This is a genomic window from Leclercia sp. LTM14 (assembly GCF_023736175.1).
Taxonomy (GTDB): Bacteria; Pseudomonadota; Gammaproteobacteria; order Enterobacterales; family Enterobacteriaceae; genus Enterobacter; species Enterobacter barmai.
In genome coordinates this window covers 361,907-379,940 of the sequence record NZ_JAIKTT010000001.1, presented here as the reverse complement: position 1 = coordinate 379,940, position 18,034 = coordinate 361,907, and the positions used below count along the sequence as shown (strand labels likewise).

General features: G+C 51.6%; 18 protein-coding genes, 3 tRNA genes and 1 pseudogene. 19 read left to right on the top strand and 3 right to left on the bottom strand.

Features of this window, described 5'->3' with window-relative positions:
- Window positions 1-16 precede the first annotated feature (16 nt).
- Window positions 17-1,420 (bottom strand): flagellar filament capping protein FliD, encoded by a 1,404-nt coding sequence (gene fliD, locus K5I40_RS01830; protein WP_223073824.1) that lies wholly within the window; start codon window positions 1,418-1,420, stop codon window positions 17-19.
- A gap of 234 nt (window positions 1,421-1,654) precedes the next feature.
- Between fliD and K5I40_RS01825 the strand changes: the two genes are divergently transcribed.
- The 12 genes and pseudogenes from K5I40_RS01825 to sdiA all read left to right on the top strand — a co-directional run bounded on the left by K5I40_RS01825 (window position 1,655) and on the right by sdiA (window position 12,995).
- Window positions 1,655-2,626: a flagellin gene (locus tag K5I40_RS01825; protein ID WP_255588843.1), complete on the top strand. Its 972-nt coding sequence runs from the start codon at window positions 1,655-1,657 to the stop codon at window positions 2,624-2,626.
- 182 nt (window positions 2,627-2,808) lie between these two features.
- Window positions 2,809-3,699 carry a flagellin gene (locus K5I40_RS01820; RefSeq protein WP_255588844.1) on the top strand — a complete coding sequence of 297 codons (891 nt, stop codon included), beginning with the start codon at window positions 2,809-2,811 and terminating at the stop codon, window positions 3,697-3,699.
- A 185-nt stretch (window positions 3,700-3,884) separates the two neighbouring features.
- Complete coding sequence (locus K5I40_RS01815; RefSeq protein WP_255588845.1) at window positions 3,885-4,808, top strand: flagellin; 924 nt, start codon at window positions 3,885-3,887, stop codon at window positions 4,806-4,808.
- A gap of 189 nt (window positions 4,809-4,997) precedes the next feature.
- Window positions 4,998-5,981 (top strand): flagellin, encoded by a 984-nt coding sequence (locus K5I40_RS01810; protein ID WP_223073825.1) that lies wholly within the window; start codon window positions 4,998-5,000, stop codon window positions 5,979-5,981.
- Between the two features lie 183 nt (window positions 5,982-6,164).
- Window positions 6,165-7,142 carry a flagellin gene (locus K5I40_RS01805; RefSeq protein WP_255588846.1) on the top strand — a complete coding sequence of 326 codons (978 nt, stop codon included), beginning with the start codon at window positions 6,165-6,167 and terminating at the stop codon, window positions 7,140-7,142.
- Between the two features lie 162 nt (window positions 7,143-7,304).
- Window positions 7,305-8,024, top strand: a complete 720-nt coding sequence (fliA, locus tag K5I40_RS01800) for an RNA polymerase sigma factor FliA (RefSeq protein WP_039030897.1) — start codon at window positions 7,305-7,307, stop codon at window positions 8,022-8,024.
- A gap of 55 nt (window positions 8,025-8,079) precedes the next feature.
- Complete coding sequence (gene fliZ, locus K5I40_RS01795; protein ID WP_138369391.1) at window positions 8,080-8,631, top strand: flagella biosynthesis regulatory protein FliZ; 552 nt, start codon at window positions 8,080-8,082, stop codon at window positions 8,629-8,631.
- A gap of 88 nt (window positions 8,632-8,719) precedes the next feature.
- Window positions 8,720-9,520, top strand: coding sequence for a cystine ABC transporter substrate-binding protein (gene tcyJ / locus K5I40_RS01790; RefSeq protein ID WP_039030895.1), 801 nt, complete (start codon window positions 8,720-8,722; stop codon window positions 9,518-9,520).
- A 106-nt stretch (window positions 9,521-9,626) separates the two neighbouring features.
- A pseudogene (dcyD, locus tag K5I40_RS01785) lies at window positions 9,627-10,612 on the top strand (D-cysteine desulfhydrase).
- Between the two features lie 21 nt (window positions 10,613-10,633).
- Window positions 10,634-11,302: a cystine ABC transporter permease gene (tcyL, locus tag K5I40_RS01780; protein ID WP_039030893.1), complete on the top strand. Its 669-nt coding sequence runs from the start codon at window positions 10,634-10,636 to the stop codon at window positions 11,300-11,302.
- Window positions 11,299-12,051, top strand: coding sequence for an L-cystine ABC transporter ATP-binding protein TcyN (gene tcyN / locus K5I40_RS01775; protein WP_223073827.1), 753 nt, complete (start codon window positions 11,299-11,301; stop codon window positions 12,049-12,051). The genes tcyL and tcyN overlap by 4 nt, the downstream gene beginning before the upstream one ends.
- 221 nt (window positions 12,052-12,272) lie before the next feature.
- Window positions 12,273-12,995 (top strand): transcriptional regulator SdiA, encoded by a 723-nt coding sequence (sdiA, locus tag K5I40_RS01770; RefSeq protein WP_039030891.1) that lies wholly within the window; start codon window positions 12,273-12,275, stop codon window positions 12,993-12,995.
- A 66-nt stretch (window positions 12,996-13,061) separates the two neighbouring features.
- On the opposite strand, the gene K5I40_RS01765 is transcribed toward sdiA, so the two are convergent.
- The gene (locus K5I40_RS01765) at window positions 13,062-13,286 is read right to left on the bottom strand and encodes a DUF2594 family protein (protein ID WP_039030890.1); all 225 of its coding nucleotides are present in this window, start codon (window positions 13,284-13,286) and stop codon (window positions 13,062-13,064) included.
- A 471-nt stretch (window positions 13,287-13,757) separates the two neighbouring features.
- Between K5I40_RS01765 and uvrY the strand changes: the two genes are divergently transcribed.
- The 7 genes from uvrY (at window position 13,758) to K5I40_RS01730 (ending at window position 17,677) form a co-directional block, all read left to right on the top strand.
- Window positions 13,758-14,414 carry a UvrY/SirA/GacA family response regulator transcription factor gene (gene uvrY / locus K5I40_RS01760; protein WP_039030889.1) on the top strand — a complete coding sequence of 219 codons (657 nt, stop codon included), beginning with the start codon at window positions 13,758-13,760 and terminating at the stop codon, window positions 14,412-14,414.
- The gene (gene uvrC, locus K5I40_RS01755; protein ID WP_039030888.1) at window positions 14,411-16,243 is read left to right on the top strand and encodes an excinuclease ABC subunit UvrC; all 1,833 of its coding nucleotides are present in this window, start codon (window positions 14,411-14,413) and stop codon (window positions 16,241-16,243) included. The genes uvrY and uvrC overlap by 4 nt, the downstream gene beginning before the upstream one ends.
- Before the next feature lie 56 nt (window positions 16,244-16,299).
- Window positions 16,300-16,848, top strand: a complete 549-nt coding sequence (pgsA, locus tag K5I40_RS01750) for a CDP-diacylglycerol--glycerol-3-phosphate 3-phosphatidyltransferase (RefSeq protein ID WP_032612063.1) — start codon at window positions 16,300-16,302, stop codon at window positions 16,846-16,848.
- A 152-nt stretch (window positions 16,849-17,000) separates the two neighbouring features.
- A tRNA-Gly gene (locus K5I40_RS01745) sits at window positions 17,001-17,076 on the top strand.
- Between the two features lie 51 nt (window positions 17,077-17,127).
- Window positions 17,128-17,201, top strand: a tRNA-Cys gene (locus tag K5I40_RS01740).
- A gap of 12 nt (window positions 17,202-17,213) precedes the next feature.
- Window positions 17,214-17,300 (top strand) — tRNA-Leu (locus tag K5I40_RS01735).
- Window positions 17,301-17,509: 209 nt separating this feature from the next.
- A complete protein-coding gene (locus K5I40_RS01730; protein ID WP_223073828.1) occupies window positions 17,510-17,677 on the top strand; it encodes a hypothetical protein in 168 nt (55 codons plus the stop codon).
- 12 nt (window positions 17,678-17,689) lie between these two features.
- Here K5I40_RS01730 and K5I40_RS01725 read toward each other — a convergent pair whose 3' ends face one another.
- Entirely contained in the window at window positions 17,690-18,034 is a 345-nt protein-coding gene (locus K5I40_RS01725; protein WP_223073829.1) for a cupin domain-containing protein, read from the bottom strand.

Sequence of the window (18,034 nt, the reverse complement as noted above, 5' to 3'; positions counted from 1 at the left end):
CTCAACTCATCATTCATTAACTGTTCATGGCGTTGAACTGTTGGGTCAGATAGCTCCCGGTTTGATCCATGGAAGAGACCAGCTGACTCAAACTGGTGAACTGCGTTTTGTAGCGCGCCATGGTGGCGGTAATCTGTGCGTTAACACGGTCGTACTGATCGGACAGGTTTTTCAGCGTCTTATTGATACCATCGGTGGCACTCTTGACCGAACCCTCTGTCCCTAACATGTCTTTCAGCAGGTTGCTGGTCTGGGTCGCTAAGCCGGTGGTTTTACCGTCACCGGACAGCAATGCAAGCACGTCGGTAGATTTTTCCGTCAGGGCTTTCCCTAACTTGGTGCTGTCCACGGTCAGCTTACCGTTTACATCCTGGGTAATACCCAACTGCGACAGCGAAGACAGAGAACCGGAACCTTGTGTAGCCGAGACCGCAGAACGCAGGCGCGTCTGGATATTACGCAGCGTGCCATCGCCCAGCAGATCGCCGTTGCTCGTGTCCTGAGAACCATCGCCCTGTTTAACCGCGGTATATTTGGTCTGGTTGCCGATGGTGGTCTGCAACGAGTTATACGCATCGACAAACGCCTGGATCGCATCGGTCATCGGCTGGTTGTCTTTCACTATCGACAAGGTTTCCGGGCTGCCGACGTTAGTTTTGGTCAGGTTGAGCGTCACGCCTTCTGGGGCATCGGTAATGGTATTGCTGCTACGCGTAATCTGAATACCATTAATATTTACGACAGCATCAGATGCGGGAACCTGAATTTTCATCGCTGTTGATGCGTCATTAGCGTCATGGCTGATGAATTTAGCCAGCGCGGCATCATCTGTCGTGATAGTCATCTCATTCGTTGTGCCACTATCACGTGATGTCAGTGACAAATAGTAACTGTTGTCATCTGCCTTAATGATACTGGCTGTAACACTGCCCTGTTTAGCGTTAATGGCATCACGCATATCCGCAAGGCTGGTTTTGTCGCTGGCCAGGGTCACCGTCAGCGGATCTTTCTGACCCGGTTGCGTGATGGTGATCGTGCGCGAACTCATGCTGCTGTCACCCAGATCGGTATCTTTACTGGCGACTTTCGGGCTCAACAACGTCTGCGCAGCAGCCAGTTTAGTCACTTCTACCGAGTAGGTTCCGGCGGATGCGCTGCTGGCCAGCGTTGCACTGAACGCAGTATTGGTGCTACTCACTTTTGCCTGCGCAATCGCAGAAGTGTTTTTCAGCGCGTCTGACGCAGTCTGAAACTTGGTCAATGCAGTCTGTACCACGCCCCATGCCGTCAGTTTTGCTTTGTAAGAGGTCTGCTGCGTAGTGATCGGCGTGAGTTTGGTCTGTTCGGCTGTCTGTAAATTGTCATACAACGTATTGAGATCCAGGCTGGTACCTGCACCGAGTGAACTAACACTTGCCATATTTTCATCCTTTATTGAGACAATTGCTGGATGCTCTATCGGCAGAAATTGCAAAAGATTAGCGTTTTTTTATCGTTTTCAATGCGGAAATTAAGCGGAAAAATAGCGGGCAGTTTGCCTCTTTAAAAAAGTGCGCATTTGTCTAAAGGTTAGGAAGGTAAGGTCGATAAATAAAATAACGGTGACAAAACCGTAGGCAGTTGCCTGAATCCGAAACTTTTAAAGGAATACATCATGGCTGTTATTAATACTAACACCTTGTCTCTGATGACTCAGAGCAACCTGAACAAATCTCAGTCTTCCTTGGGGACTGCGATTGAGCGTCTGTCCTCCGGCCTTCGTATTAACAGCGCCAAAGATGACGCGGCGGGTCAGGCGATTGCTAACCGCTTCACCTCTAACATTAACGGCCTGAATGTGGCTGCACGTAACGCCAACGACGGTATTTCCCTGGCGCAGACCGCAGAAGGCGCGCTGAGCGAAATAAACAACAACTTACAGCGTGTGCGTGATCTGACCGTTCAGGCGCAGAACAGCTCTAACTCGGCTTCCGATCTTGACTCTATTCAGTCTGAAGTTAACCAGCGTATGGCTGAAATCGACCGAGTAACCACTCAGACCGATTTCAACGGTATTAAAGTTCTGAACAACACAACGGCTACCGCGAAAAGCTATAATTTCCAGGTAGGCTCCAAAGATGGTGAGACTATTGGAATCTCGCTCAACAGTGCTGCTGGATGGAACCTGGCATCTTCAAGCAGTGCTGCAGGTGCAGCAGGTACAACTACTGCAGTTACTGCAGGAGGGGTATATGCTAACACCGTTGCAGCCGCAACTTTGACTGATGTTAATGGAGTCGCTGGCAACCGTTCAGTTGCTGCGGTTGGTTTTGACGTAAGAAGCGGTAAAGTTACTGCTGCAGCGTTGGGGGGAGGGAATGCACTTGCAGATATCGATAACGCTATTAAAGCCGTTGATAATCAGCGTAGTTCGCTCGGTGCTTCTCAAAACCGTTTTGAATCAACAGTAACTAACCTGAACAACACTGTGAATAACCTGTCTGCTGCACGCAGCCGTATTCAGGATTCCGACTACGCGACCGAAGTGTCTAATATGTCACGTGCGCAGATTCTGCAGCAGGCTGGTTCTTCTGTTCTGGCCCAGGCCAACCAGGTTCCGCAGACCATGCTGTCCCTGCTGCGTTAAGCTTGTTATTACTACTTAAAAAAAGCGCCATTTATTGGCGCTTTTTTATTGCGTTAAATCTGACCTTAAACGCTATCAATTCCACTAAAGTTTGAAATAGTCCTGTCGATAACAGTTTGGAAGGCGATGAAGCCGCAGGCCGCAGGCCGTAACTTAATGACAAATATTGAAGGATAAAAATCATGGCAGTTATTAACACTAACACCCTGTCGCTGATGACACAGAGCAATCTGAATAAATCTCAGTCTTCGCTGGGTACTGCGATCGAGCGTCTGTCTTCTGGTCTGCGTATTAACAGTGCCAAGGATGACGCAGCAGGGCAGGCGATTGCTAACCGTTTTACCTCTAACATCAATGGTCTGAACGTTGCAGCACGTAACGCCAACGACGGTATTTCCCTGGCGCAGACCGCAGAAGGCGCGCTGAGCGAAATCAACAACAACCTGCAACGTGTACGTGACTTGACCGTACAGGCGCAGAATAGCTCAAACTCCGCGTCCGACATTGACTCTATTCAGTCTGAAGTCAACGAACGTATGAAAGAGATTAATCGCGTTGCTACCCAAACTGACTTTAACGGTATTAAAGTATTGAATAATACTGCGTCAAAAACGTTTGATTTCCAAGTCGGTTCAAAAGATGGCGAGCAAATTGGCATCACTATGAACGATAAGACTTCTTGGGATAAATATACTGCAGCCTCTACGGCTGGTGTTGCTGGTCTGAGTGGTAACTTTGTTGCTGCCGATCGCAAGGTAGGAAGCAATGGTTATGATGTATTGCAGAACGATGGTACTAACAGCACAGGTTTAAAAACCATCGACGATGCGATTAAAGCTGTCGATACGCAGCGTAGCTCTCTGGGTGCTTCCCAGAACCGCTTTGAATCCACCATCACCAACCTGAACAACACCGTGAACAACCTGTCTGCTGCCCGCAGCCGTATTCAGGACTCTGATTACGCCACCGAAGTGTCCAACATGTCTCGTGCGCAGATCCTGCAGCAGGCTGGCTCTTCTGTTCTGGCCCAGGCCAACCAGGTTCCGCAGACCATGCTGTCCCTGCTGCGTTAATACTTTTAACGCAACAAGCATAAAAGCGCCGCATGTCGGCGCTTTTTTACATTCATTAGGTTGCTTATGAAAGCGGGTGCTTAAAACGCTAAAGTTTAATGATGACCAGTCGATAACTTTCATGATGGCAATGAAGCCGCAGGCCGCATGCCGTAACTCATGAATAAAATTGAAGGATATATATTATGGCAGTGATTAACACTAACACCCTGTCGCTGATGACTCAGAGCAACCTGAACAAATCTCAGTCAACTCTGGGTACGGCGATTGAGCGTCTGTCCTCCGGCCTGCGTATCAACAGCGCGAAAGACGATGCTGCTGGCCAGGCAATTGCTAACCGCTTCACTTCCAATATCAACGGCCTTAACGTTGCAGCCCGTAACGCCAACGACGGTATCTCTCTGGCACAGACCGCTGAAGGTGCGCTGGGTGAAATAAACAACAACCTGCAGCGTATCCGTGACCTGACCGTGCAGGCACAGAACAGCTCAAACTCCGCGTCTGATATCGACTCCATCCAGTCTGAAGTTAACCAGCGTATGGAAGAAATCAACCGCGTCACCAATGAAACTGACTTTAACGGCATTAAAATTCTGGATAACGCGGCATCGAAGAAATTTGATTTCCAGGTAGGCTCAAAAGATGGAGAAAAAATTTCCATTACTATGGACACCAGTGATTTCAGTGCGACCGGTGGGTGGGATATGTATGATGCAACGGGTACTGCAGCTGCAGGCTTAGCGCAAGTTAACTCTGAGGCACGTACTGTCGACGCAAAGGGGTTTGACGTTCGTAAAGTGGCTACAGGTGCTTATAGCGCGACAGATACCGCAACTTGGGGCGCACTACAGACCATTGATGCGGCAATTAAATCTGTTGACACCCAGCGTAGCTCTTTAGGTGCTTCCCAGAACCGTTTTGAATCCACCATTACCAACCTGAATAATACCGTGAACAACCTGTCTGCCGCCCGCAGTCGTATCCAGGACTCCGACTACGCGACTGAAGTCTCCAACATGTCCCGCGCGCAGATCCTGCAGCAGGCTGGCTCTTCTGTTCTGGCCCAGGCTAACCAGGTTCCACAAACCATGTTGTCCCTGCTGCGTTAATCCTTCAACGTAGCCAGTAAAAGCGCCGCTTGTAGGCGCTTTTTTTATTTACATTCATTAGTGAAACGTTCAAAGACATTAAAATAATTAAAGTTTGAGTGTGTCCTGTCGATAATTTTTAGGAAGTCGCATGCCGCAGGCCGCATGCGTCGGGTCGTAATAGATTACTCATTTTAAAGGATAATTACCATGGCAGTGATTAACACTAACACCCTGTCGCTGATGACTCAGAGCAACCTGAACAAGTCCCAGTCGACTCTGGGTACCGCGATCGAGCGTCTGTCCTCCGGTCTGCGTATTAACAGCGCCAAAGATGACGCTGCGGGTCAGGCGATTGCTAACCGTTTCACCTCTAATATTAACGGCCTGAATGTTGCAGCCCGTAACGCCAACGATGGTATTTCCCTGGCGCAGACTGCTGAAGGTGCACTGAGCGAAATTAACAACAACCTGCAACGTATTCGTGATCTGACCGTACAGGCACAGAACAGCTCCAACTCAGCTTCTGATATTGACTCCATTCAGTCTGAAGTTAACCAGCGTATGGAAGAAGTTGATAGGGTTACTCGTGAAACTGATTTTAATGGCATTAAAATCCTAAACACCAAGGCAGCAACAAAAGATTACGCTTTCCAGGTTGGTTCTAAAGATGGCGAAAAAATCAGTATTTCGTTGAATTCAAGTGATGGTTGGAACCTGGCAGCAGCAGGCCAAACAGGTACAACATTGAATGAATATGCAAATACTGAAGTTCCCGCAGATCCAACAGCGCCTACTCCTACTGAAATTTCAGATGCTGAAGCCGTCAATGAAGCCGTCAATGGACAATTCCGAACAGTATTAGCTAAAGGTTTTGATGTACTGAATGGCCAAGTTGACGACGCTGGGGTAGCAACGGGCAAAAAACCTTTGGAAGACATTGATGCTGCGATCAAAGCGGTCGATAACCAGCGTAGCTCACTGGGTGCTTCCCAGAACCGTTTTGAATCTACCATTACTAACCTGAACAACACCGTGAACAACCTGTCTGCAGCCCGCAGCCGTATTCAGGATTCTGACTACGCTACCGAAGTGTCCAATATGTCCCGCGCGCAGATCCTGCAGCAGGCTGGCTCTTCTGTCCTGGCGCAAGCTAACCAGGTCCCACAGACTATGCTGTCACTGCTGCGTTAATTCTTGTAACGCACCTTCTGAAAGCGCCGCATGTCGGCGCTTTTTTGCATTTATTAGTCTGCTGAGATTAGCGGGTATTTAAAACGCTAAAGTTTAATGATGACCAGTCGATAACTTCCATGATGGCAATGAAGCCGCAGGCCGCATGCCGTAACTCATGAATAAAATTGAAGGATATAAATTATGGCAGTGATTAACACTAACACTCTGTCGCTGATGACTCAGAGCAACCTGAACAAATCCCAGTCAACTCTGGGTACGGCGATCGAGCGTCTGTCCTCCGGCCTGCGTATCAACAGCGCGAAAGACGATGCTGCTGGTCAGGCGATTGCTAACCGATTCACTTCTAACATCAATGGACTGAACGTTGCAGCACGCAACGCCAACGACGGTATCTCCCTGGCGCAGACCGCTGAAGGTGCGCTGGGTGAAATTAACAACAACCTGCAGCGTATCCGTGACCTGACCGTGCAGGCTCAGAACAGCTCAAACTCCGCGTCTGATATCGACTCCATCCAGTCTGAAGTTAACCAGCGTATGCAGGAAGTGAACCGCGTTACTAAAGAGACTGATTTTAACGGCATCAAAATTCTGGATAACCGCACCGCGACTACCAAAGAATATGATTTCCAGGTGGGTTCTAAAGATGGTGAGCAAATCAGTATTGGGATTAATGGAAGTTCTGGCTGGAACCTGGCAACTGCAGGCGCAGCAGGCGTCGATACTGCGGTAGAGAATAAATACGTATTTACTGAAAGTGCGGCGACACTGGCAGCGGCTGAAACCAAGAAAGAAGCCGTTAATGGCCAAATGCGTACTGTGGCAGCAATTGGTTTTGACGTTCTGAAAGGTAAAGTTACTGGTGGTGCAGCGGGTGTCGCAGCAGGTACCACGCCACTAACTGATATCGATGCGGCTATCAAATCAGTCGACACGCAACGTAGCTCTCTGGGTGCATCCCAGAACCGTTTTGAATCCACCATTACCAACCTGAATAATACCGTGAACAACCTGTCCGCTGCCCGCAGCCGAATTCAGGATTCCGACTACGCGACTGAAGTCTCCAACATGTCTCGCGCGCAGATCCTGCAGCAGGCAGGCTCTTCTGTCCTGGCGCAGGCTAACCAGGTTCCACAGACCATGCTGTCCCTGCTGCGTTAATTCACTCCTATCGCTCAAACCCCGCTCCGGCGGGGTTTTTTACTTTCCAGAAATGCAATAACCCCCAAATAACCCCCCATTCCCCCCCCTATTCACACGATTAAAACCCCTCCAGAATCGGATAATCATGCCGATAACTCAACTAACGCAGGGCTGTTTATCGTGAATTCACTCTATACCGCTGAAGGTGTAATGGATAAACACTCGCTGTGGCAGCGTTATGTTCCGCTGGTGCGCCATGAAGCATTGCGGCTTCAGGTACGTCTGCCGGCGAGTGTGGAACTGGACGATCTGCTACAAGCGGGCGGTATCGGGTTATTGAATGCAGTTGACCGATACGACGCTCTGCAAGGAACGGCATTTACGACTTACGCAGTACAGCGTATTCGTGGTGCGATGCTGGATGAACTGCGCAGCCGGGATTGGGTGCCGCGCAGTGTTCGCCGCAATGCACGCGAAGTGGCGCAGGCGATGGGGCAGCTGGAGCAAGAGCTCGGACGTAACGCGACGGAAACCGAAGTTGCGGATCGTCTGGGGATCACCACTGCCGACTACCGTCAGATGTTGCTCGATACCAATAATAGCCAACTCTTCTCTTACGACGAGTGGCGCGAAGAGCATGGCGATAGCATCGAACTGGTGACGGACGATCATCAGCAGGAAAACCCGTTGCACCAGCTAATGGAAGGCAACGTTCGCCAGCGCGTGATGGAAGCCATTGAGGCTTTACCGGAACGCGAACAACTGGTGCTGACCCTTTATTACCAGGAAGAGCTCAATCTCAAGGAGATTGGTGCCGTGCTGGAAGTCGGGGAGTCGCGGGTTAGCCAGCTGCATAGTCAGGCCATTAAACGCTTACGTACCAAGCTGGGTAAGTTATAGGTGATCCCTGTCACCCGTTAAGTGCCGCACAACGTATTGACAACCAGGAGTTATCATGACGGTGCAGCAATCTAAAAGACGGCCACTAAGCCGCTACCTGAAAGACTTTAAACACAGCCAGACGCATTGCGCCCATTGCCATAAATTGCTCGACCGCATCACGCTGGTCCGTCGTGGAGAGATCGTCAATAAAATTGCGATCTCCCGTCTCGATACCCTGCTGGATGAAGCCGGATGGCTGGAAGAGCAGAAAGAGTGGGTGGCGTTATGTCGTTTTTGTGGCGATCTGCACTGTAAAGAGCAGAGCGACTTTTTCGACATTATCGGCTTCAAGCAGTTCCTGTTTGAACAGACAGAGATGAGCCATGGAACGGTGCGCGAATATGTTGTCCGTCTGCGTCGTCTTGGCCAGCATCTGACCTCGCAAAATATCTCACGCGAGCTTTTGACCAACGGTTATCTGGACGAAAATCTGGAGCCGTGGCTGCCTGCGACCAGCACCAATAACTACCGGATTGCGCTGCGCAAATATGCGCAATACAAATCGCAAATGCCGGTGGCGGTGAAGCAGAAAGTCCACCGCGAAACAACTTCTGATATATATTAAAAATGAATAACATGTAGCGCAGTCGTGTTTGACCTTACGGCCGAACACCCTACACTACACTCAAAATTCCAATGATATCGGGGTATGTATGAAATTTGCACTTCTGGGTCGTCAGGCGCTGATGGGTGTAATGGCCGTTGCGCTGGTTGCGGGTATGAGCGTCAAAACCTTCGCAGCAGAAGGTCTTTTAAATAAAGTTAAAGAGCGCGGCACGCTGCTGGTTGGGCTGGAAGGGACCTATCCTCCGTTCAGCTTCCAGGGTGACGACGGTAAACTGACCGGTTTTGAAGTAGAGTTCGCCGAAGAGCTGGCAAAACACCTCGGCGTTAAAGCGTCTCTGAAGCCGACCAAGTGGGACGGCATGCTGGCGTCGCTGGACTCAAAACGTATCGATGTGGTGATTAACCAGGTCACCATCTCTGATGAACGTAAGAAAAAATATGACTTCTCCACCCCATATACCGTCTCCGGTATCCAGGCGCTGGTGAAAAAAGGCAACGAAGGTTCGATTAAATCTGCCGCCGATCTGAAGGGCAAAAAAGTCGGTGTCGGTCTGGGTACTAACTACGAAGAGTGGCTGCGCCAGAACGTGCAGGGCGTGGATATTCGTACCTATGATGATGACCCGACTAAATACCAGGATCTGCGCGTAGGCCGTATCGATGCCATTCTGGTTGACCGTCTGGCGGCGCTGGATCTGGTGAAGAAAACCAAAGATACCCTGGCCGTAGCCGGTGATGCCTTCTCCCGTCAGGAAGCGGGCGTGGCGATCCGCAAGGACAACGAAGATCTGGTGAAAGCCGTTGACGGCGCCATTGCAGAAATGCAGAAAGACGGCAGCCTGAAGGCGCTGTCCGAAAAATGGTTCGGGGCAGACGTCACAAAGTAAGCAGTTGACTGAAAAAAAAGGCGCTTTGATAAGCGCCTTTTTTATTTCCTCGCCGTCAGCGTGCATAATAAAAAAATCAGACTTAGACAGGGTTATGGAGGTTTTCATGTCATTACAGAATCTGACGCGTTTTCCGCGCCTCGAATTTATCGGCGCGCCGACGCCGCTGGAGTATTTACCGCGCTTATCGGACTATCTCGGGCGCGACATCCTTATTAAACGTGATGACGTGACGCCCATGGCCATGGGTGGCAACAAGCTGCGCAAGCTGGAGTTCCTGGCGGCGGATGCGCTGCGTGAAGGCGCCGACACGCTGATCACCGCCGGCGCTATCCAGTCGAACCACGTGCGCCAGACCGCGGCCGTGGCGGCCAAACTGGGGCTGCACTGTATCGCCCTGCTGGAAAACCCGATCGCACCAAAGCAGAAAACTACCTCGGCAACGGCAACCGTCTGCTGCTGGATCTGTTCAACGTGCAGGTGGAGATGTGCGACGCCCTGACCGATCCTGTCACACAGCTGAACGAGCTGGCGACCCGCGTTGAAGCTCAGGGTTTTCGTCCGTATGTGATCCCGGTCGGCGGCTCGAACGCGCTGGGTGCGCTGGGGTATGTCGAAAGCGCGCTGGAGATCGCCCAGCAGTGTGAAGGCGCGGTCGGCATCTCCTCGGTAGTGGTGGCCTCCGGCAGCGCAGGTACCCATGCCGGCCTGGCGGTAGGGCTGGAGCAGCTCATGCCCGAGGTTGAACTGATTGGCGTCACCGTGTCACGCAGTATTGCCGATCAAAAACCGAAGGTGGTCACGCTGCAGCAGGTAGTGGCGCAGCAGCTGGAGGTGAGCGCGAAGGCGGATATCATCCTGTGGGATGACTACTTCGCACCGGGCTACGGCACGCCAAACGATGAAGGCACGGAAGCGGTCAAACTGCTGGCGCGCCTGGAAGGGATCCTGCTGGATCCGGTCTATACCGGCAAAGCCATGGCCGGGCTTATCGACGGGATCGAGCAGAAGCGCTTCAAAGATGAAGGCCCGATTCTGTTTATCCATACCGGCGGGGCGCCCGCTCTCTTTGCCTACCATCCTCATGTCTAAATCACAGGCAGAAAAATCATAATGCAAGAAAGTATTCAACTGGTGATTGATTCATTGCCGTTCCTGCTGAAAGGCGCAGTGTTTACGCTGCAGCTGAGTATTGGCGGGATGTTTTTTGGTCTGGTGCTGGGCTTTTTGCTGGCCTTGATGCGCCTGTCGCCTCTGCTGCCCATACGCTGGCTGGCGCGTTTTTATATTTCTATATTCCGCGGCACGCCGCTGATTGCCCAGCTTTTTATGATCTACTACGGCCTGCCGCAGTTTGGTATCGAGCTTGATCCGATCCCGGCGGCGATGATTGGCCTGTCGCTCAACACCGCCGCCTATGCCGCAGAAACCCTGCGTGCGGCGATCTCCTCTATTGATAAAGGCCAGTGGGAAGCCGCGGCCAGTATCGGTATGACGCCGTGGCAAACCCTGCGCCGGGCCATTTTGCCGCAGGCCGCGCGCGTGGCGCTGCCGCCGCTCAGCAACAGCTTTATCAGCCTGGTGAAGGACACCTCGCTGGCGGCCACCATCCAGGTGCCGGAGCTGTTCCGCCAGGCGCAGCTGATCACCTCGCGTACCCTGGAGGTCTTTACCATGTATCTGGCCGCCTCGCTGATCTACTGGATCATGGCGACGGTGCTGTCGGCGCTGCAAAACTATTTTGAAAACCAGCTTAACCGCCAGGAGCGTGATCCGAAATGAGTGCTATCGACGTTAAAAACCTGGTGAAGAAGTTTCACGGTCAGACGGTGCTGCACGGCATCGATCTGGAAGTACAGGAGGGCGAAGTGGTGGCGATTATCGGACCCAGCGGTTCCGGTAAAACCACGCTGCTGCGCAGCATCAACCTGCTGGAACACCCGGAAGGCGGCACTATTCGGGTGGGTGATATCACCATTGATACAGGCAAATCGCTGAGTCAGCAAAAGGGGCTGATTCGTCGTCTGCGTCAGCACATCGGCTTCGTTTTCCAGAGTTTTAATCTGTTTCCCCATCGCACGGTGCTGGAAAACATCATTGAAGGGCCGGTGATTGTCAAAGGCGAACCCAAAGAGGAAGCCACCGCCCGCGCCCGCGAGCTGCTGGCAAAAGTCGGGCTTTCCGGTAAAGAGACCAGCTACCCGCGTCGTCTCTCCGGTGGGCAGCAGCAGCGTGTGGCAATTGCCCGCGCGCTGGCGATGCGTCCTGACGTGATCCTGTTTGATGAACCTACCTCCGCGCTGGATCCGGAGCTGGTGGGGGAGGTACTGAATGCCATTCGCCAGCTGGCGCTGGAGAAGCGCACCCTGGTGATCGTGACCCATGAGATGAGTTTCGCCCGTGATGTCGCCGACAGGGCGATATTTATGGATCAGGGGCGTATCGTTGAGCAGGGACCGGCGAAAGCGCTGTTCGCTAATCCCCAGCAGCCTCGCACCCGGCAATTTCTGGAAAAATTCCTGATGCAATAGCATATTTGTTTTTAATTGCTCCGGAATTAATCTCCGGAGCAAAATATTCACCCCAGAAATGTATACTGCCGTGATTTTATCCCGTCATAACCACCCTAAGTGCATAAAATGTGTAGATAAATACTCCGGGGTCGATATTTTATACATATAAATAAGATTTATGTGTTAATTTAAGAAATCATAATAATGATTATCTTTTACAGGGGCTTCATTCAGCTGGTATGAAGGATTTAGACTTTTTCACATGGCGACGGGAATGCTATCTCCGTTTTCAGGAGATGACATCAGCCGACGAGGTATATCCCGAACTTCAGCGACAAACTCAGAGCCTGGGCTACGATTTCTTTGCCCTCTGCGTTCGTCATCCGGTACCGTTCACCCGACCCAAAGTTTCGGTGCATTCCACCTATCCGCAACAGTGGATGGCGCAGTATCAGGCGGAAAATTATTTCGCTATCGATCCGGTACTGAAACCCGAAAATTTCGTTCACGGACACTTACCCTGGAACGATGCTCTGTTCGCGGATGCGCAATCCTTATGGGACGGTGCGCGCGATCATGGCCTGCGTAAAGGGATCACCCAGTGTCTGATGCTGCCAAATCATGCGATGGGATTCCTGTCGGTTTCCAGTACCAGCCTGTCAATAAACGTGATGATGGGGGAAGTGGTTGAAATGCGTCTGCAAATGCTGGTGCAAATGGCATTGACGACGCTGCTGCGGCTGGAGCATGAAATGGTGATGCCACCTGAAATGAAATTCAGCAAGCGCGAGAAAGAAATTCTGAAATGGACGGCGGAAGGGAAGACCTCGGCAGAAATAGCCATCATTCTTTCTATTTCTGAAAATACGGTGAACTTCCATCAGAAGAATATGCAGAAGAAATTCAATGCGCCAAACAAGACGCAGATTGCCTGCTATGCGGCGGCGACGGGGATTATCTGACTACAATTCTGTTCTGCGTGGCAGACGAGTAAACGGCTGAATGCATTGCTTTCAGCCGTTTTTGTTTTATTGACGGTAAGCTTGCTTGATTTGCTTAACGGTGCTGGAAAATACTTCAGCCTGAGATGAATCTTCCATCTGCGCAATCTGGCGTTCCATCTTAAGGATCACACGACCCGCGTCGGCCTGGCCCATTGCCTGGAGCATCAGGGTAAGCAGAGATTTCAGGCAGGAGACTTCCTGTGCCAGTTCTTGATTATTCTCAGCAGTGGCAAAATCAGGTGTGCTCATTTATTTTCCTCATCATAAAAACGGCGCTTGAGCGCAGAGATCAAAGTTCAAGGCGGCGGAGTATACCACAAGCCGTAAAAAAAATGCAGTGGTTGTTTTTTGTACTTTTACCCGTCTTGTTTATTTAATTAAACCTTAGCCCCGACTAAACTTTTTAAGAGTGTCGACCGTGATTATTGTTTGGCTAAGGTAATGCAAACGTTAATTATTGTTACAAAATTATATGGGGTATTTTTACAGCGGAAAAATAGCCTTTAAATTTCGTCAATTTTTGAAAACATCTGACTTAAGAAAGAGGGTTGAGCCCTACTGAGCAAGGCTTCTGTTTCCAGTTGATGTACAAGTTAATTTCCAAAAAAGAGAGCCTTATCGAAGGCATGCATTTTTTAACGTTTTCAGTTTGCGATAAAAAACGTTAATATGAGCCGAATTAACTGTCTGTAGCGTTATCCCTATTCTGGAGAATTTCCTTTGATCAACGTCCTTCTTGTTGATGACCACGAACTGGTGCGCGCAGGGATACGACGCATTCTTGAAGATATTAAAGGTATAAAAGTTGCTGGCGAGGCCTGCTGCGGTGAAGATGCCGTAAAATGGTGCCGGACGAATACTGCTGATGTCGTCCTGATGGACATGAACATGCCCGGTATCGGTGGCCTGGAAGCAACGCGTAAAATTGCGCGCGCCTGGGTTGATACCAAAGTGATCATGCTGACGGTTCACACTGAAAACCCCCTTCCTGCAAAAGTCATGCAGGCGGGCGCCGCGGGCTATCTGAGCAAAGGCGCCGCTCCGCAGGAAGTTGTCAACGCTATCCGGTCTGTCTACTCCGGACAGCGCTATATTGCTTCCGATATCGCGCAGCAAATGGCGCTCAGCCAGATTGAGCCAGAAAAGACCGAATCACCGTTTGCCAGTTTGTCTGAGCGCGAATTGCAGATTATGCTGATGATTACCAAAGGCCAGAAGGTGAATGAGATCTCTGAGCAGCTTAATCTCAGCCCGAAAACGGTGAACAGCTACCGCTACCGAATGTTCAGTAAACTGAACATCCATGGCGATGTCGAACTCACTCACCTGGCCATCCGTCATGGTCTGTGCAATGCCGAGACCCTAATTAGTCAGTGAGTGAAGTGTTTGAATCCAGTGCTTTCCTGAAAACCGTCACCAGCCAGCCAGGCGTCTACCGGATGTACGACGCAGGCGGGACGGTTATCTATGTCGGAAAAGCGAAAGATCTTAAAAAGCGTCTTTCCAGCTACTTCCGCAGCAATCTTGCCTCCCGCAAAACAGAAGCGCTGGTCGCTCAGATCCAGCAGATTGACGTCACTGTGACCCACACAGAGACCGAAGCGCTGTTGCTGGAGCATAACTACATCAAGCTGTATCAGCCGCGTTACAACGTGCTGCTGCGCGATGACAAATCCTACCCGTTTATTTTCCTGAGTGGCGATACCCATCCGCGCCTCGCCAGCCATCGCGGGGCCAAGCACGCGAAAGGCGAGTACTTCGGCCCGTTCCCTAACGGCTACGCGGTGCGCGAAACCCTGGCGCTGCTGCAGAAGATCTTCCCGATTCGCCAGTGTGAAAACAGCGTTTATCGCAACCGCTCTCGCCCCTGCCTGCAGTATCAGATAGGTCGGTGCCTCGGGCCGTGCGTCGAAGGGCTGGTCAGCGAAGAGGAGTACGCTCAACAGGTGGAATATGTGCGCCTGTTCCTGGCCGGTAAAGACGACCAGGTGCTGAACCAGCTTATCGCCCGCATGGAGAAGGCCAGCCAGGCGCTGAACTTTGAAGAAGCGGCACGGATCCGCGATCAGATCCAGGCCGTGCGACGGGTAACGGAAAAACAGTTCGTCTCCAATAACGGCGACGACCTGGACGTGATTGGCGTGTCGTTCGATGCGGGCATGGCCTGCGTGCATGTGCTCTTTATCCGTCAGGGTAAGGTCCTGGGCAGCCGCAGTTATTTCCCGAAAGTGCCGGGTGGTACGGAGCTGGGCGAAGTGGTGGAGACCTTTGTCGGGCAGTTCTATCTCCAGGGCAGCCAGATGCGAACGGTGCCGTCTGAGATTCTGCTCGATTTTAATCTGAGCGATAAAACCCTGCTGGCAGATTCGCTGTCGGAGCTGGCTGGGCGTCGGGTAAATGTGCAGACCAAACCGCGCGGCGATCGTGCCCGCTACCTGAAACTGGCGCGCACCAATGCCGCAACGGCGTTGACCACCAAACTGTCACAGCAGTCGACCGTTCATCAGCGTCTTGTTGCGCTGGCGACGGTGCTCAAACTGCCGGAAGTGAAACGCATGGAGTGTTTCGATATCAGCCACACGATGGGGGAGCAGACCGTGGCCTCCTGCGTGGTGTTCGACGCGAACGGCCCGCTGCGTGCGGAATACCGGCGCTACAACATTACTGATATCACCCCCGGGGATGATTACGCCGCCATGAATCAGGTGCTGCGCCGTCGCTACGGTAAAGCTATCGAAGGAAGTAAGATCCCGGACGTTATCCTGATTGACGGTGGTAAAGGCCAGCTCGCCCAGGCAAAATCGGTGTTTGCCGAACTGGACGTTACCTGGGATAAGCATCATCCGCTGTTGTTAGGCGTGGCAAAAGGTACCGATCGTAAAGCCGGCCTGGAAACCCTCTTCCTGGAGCCGGAAGGGGAGGGCTTTAGCCTGCCGCCGGACTCGCCTGCGTTACATGTGATCCAGCATATTCGCGATGAGTCGCACGATCATGCTATTAGCGGCCACCGCAAAAAACGGGCAAAAGTGAAAAATACCAGTACGCTGGAGACGATCGAAGGGGTCGGGCCAAAACGTCGCCAGATGTTGCTGAAATATATGGGCGGTTTGCAAGGATTACTCAACGCCAGCGTCGAGGAAATTGCAAAAGTGCCAGGTATTTCGCAAGGGCTGGCAGAAAAGATCTACTACTCGTTGAAACATTGAGGGCTCTGTAGCAACATAGGGCTAATAATTACTGACAACAAACAGTTACCGTCACTATGCGATTAAATATCCCTACGTTGCTGACGCTCTTCCGCGTCGTGCTCATTCCTTTCTTTGTACTGGCGTTTTATCTGCCCTTTGTCTGGGCTCCTTTCGCATGTGCGCTTATCTTTTTTGTCGCGGCAGTCACTGACTGGTTTGACGGCTATCTTGCTCGTCGCTGGAACCAGAGCACCCGTTTTGGCGCCTTCCTTGACCCGGTAGCAGACAAAGTCATGGTGGCCATCGCCATGGTGCTGGTGGTTGAGCACTATCACAGCTGGTGGGTCACCCTGCCTGCGGCGACCATGATTGCCCGTGAAATTATCATCTCTGCCCTGCGTGAGTGGATGGCGGAACTGGGTAAACGCAGCAGCGTGGCGGTCTCCTGGATCGGCAAGGTCAAAACTACCGCGCAGATGGCGGCACTGGTGTGGATGCTGTGGCGTCCAAACGAGTGGGTAGAGTGGGCCGGTATTGGCCTGTTTATGGTCGCCGCAGTGCTGACCCTGTGGTCAATGTTGCAATATTTGAACGCCGCACGGGGCGATTTGCTTGATCAGTGATCGTTTCGACGTAATTTTCAGCAAACGATCTGTTGGGGTGAAAATTAACGTTGACTCAAAACGTCAGGTAAGTAGAATGCAACGCATCGAACGACGGCACGGTCCGTTAGTCGATAGCAAAATCAAGTGATTAGCGTAATGACTTGATAAATGCGGGAATAGCTCAGTTGGTAGAGCACGACCTTGCCAAGGTCGGGGTCGCGAGTTCGAGTCTCGTTTCCCGCTCCAAATTTAAGACATACGCAATAGCGGGTGTCAGTCGCAAGACAAAAGATTTAAGGCGCGTTAGCAAAGCGGTTATGTAGCGGATTGCAAATCCGTCTAGTCCGGTTCGACTCCGGAACGCGCCTCCACTTTCTTCCCGAGGCCGGATGGTGGAATCGGTAGACACAAGGGATTTAAAATCCCTCGGCGTTCGCGCTGTGTGGGTTCAAGTCCCACTCCGGCTACCATGGGAAAGACAAGAATAATCAAAGCAATAAGCAGTGTCGTGAAACCACCGAAAGGTGGTTTTTTTGTGTCTGAAAACTCACTCCAGCCTCAAACTTTCCTCGTAGTCAGCAAAATTAATCACCTTTATCTATGACCTGCTCCGCGTCAGGGATAACTATTCTGTTAAAAGGTTGCTCTCGCCAGTCAATGCCGCGTAGCGAGGATTAAAATGAAAAAACTGACCCTGATTACTGCGTTAATCGCTTTTGCTGTGACAAGCGCCTGGGCTGCGGGTGATGACGATATTATCTATGACAGCCAGGGCCATCCGATACGTCATGATAAGCAGGACGATCGTCCGGGCGAGCATCATCGCAGCGACAATGATTATCGGTAGCCTCACCGCAGACTAAACCGTATCCCCTTCGCCATAAAATATCGCCAGCCATACCGTCGGCTCCCCGGGATCGGTCCACTCCACCCGGTGCCGACATTGCGCGGGGATGTGCAGAGAATCCCCCGCATACAAAACCCTGACCTCATCTTCTTCTTCGAATTTCACGCCTGCCGAGCCGCGCAGCACCACCACCCATTCGTTTTCTGCCTGGCAGTACCAGAAACCGGGCGGGCTGGCCTGGCCGGTGGAGAGGATCCGCTCGATTTTGAGCCCCGGCGCCGCGAGCAGCGCGTCAAAGATTTCCGCTTCGTTACGCGCACCCGCTTCGGGAAGCTGTGAAAAGAGATTTAACGCCAT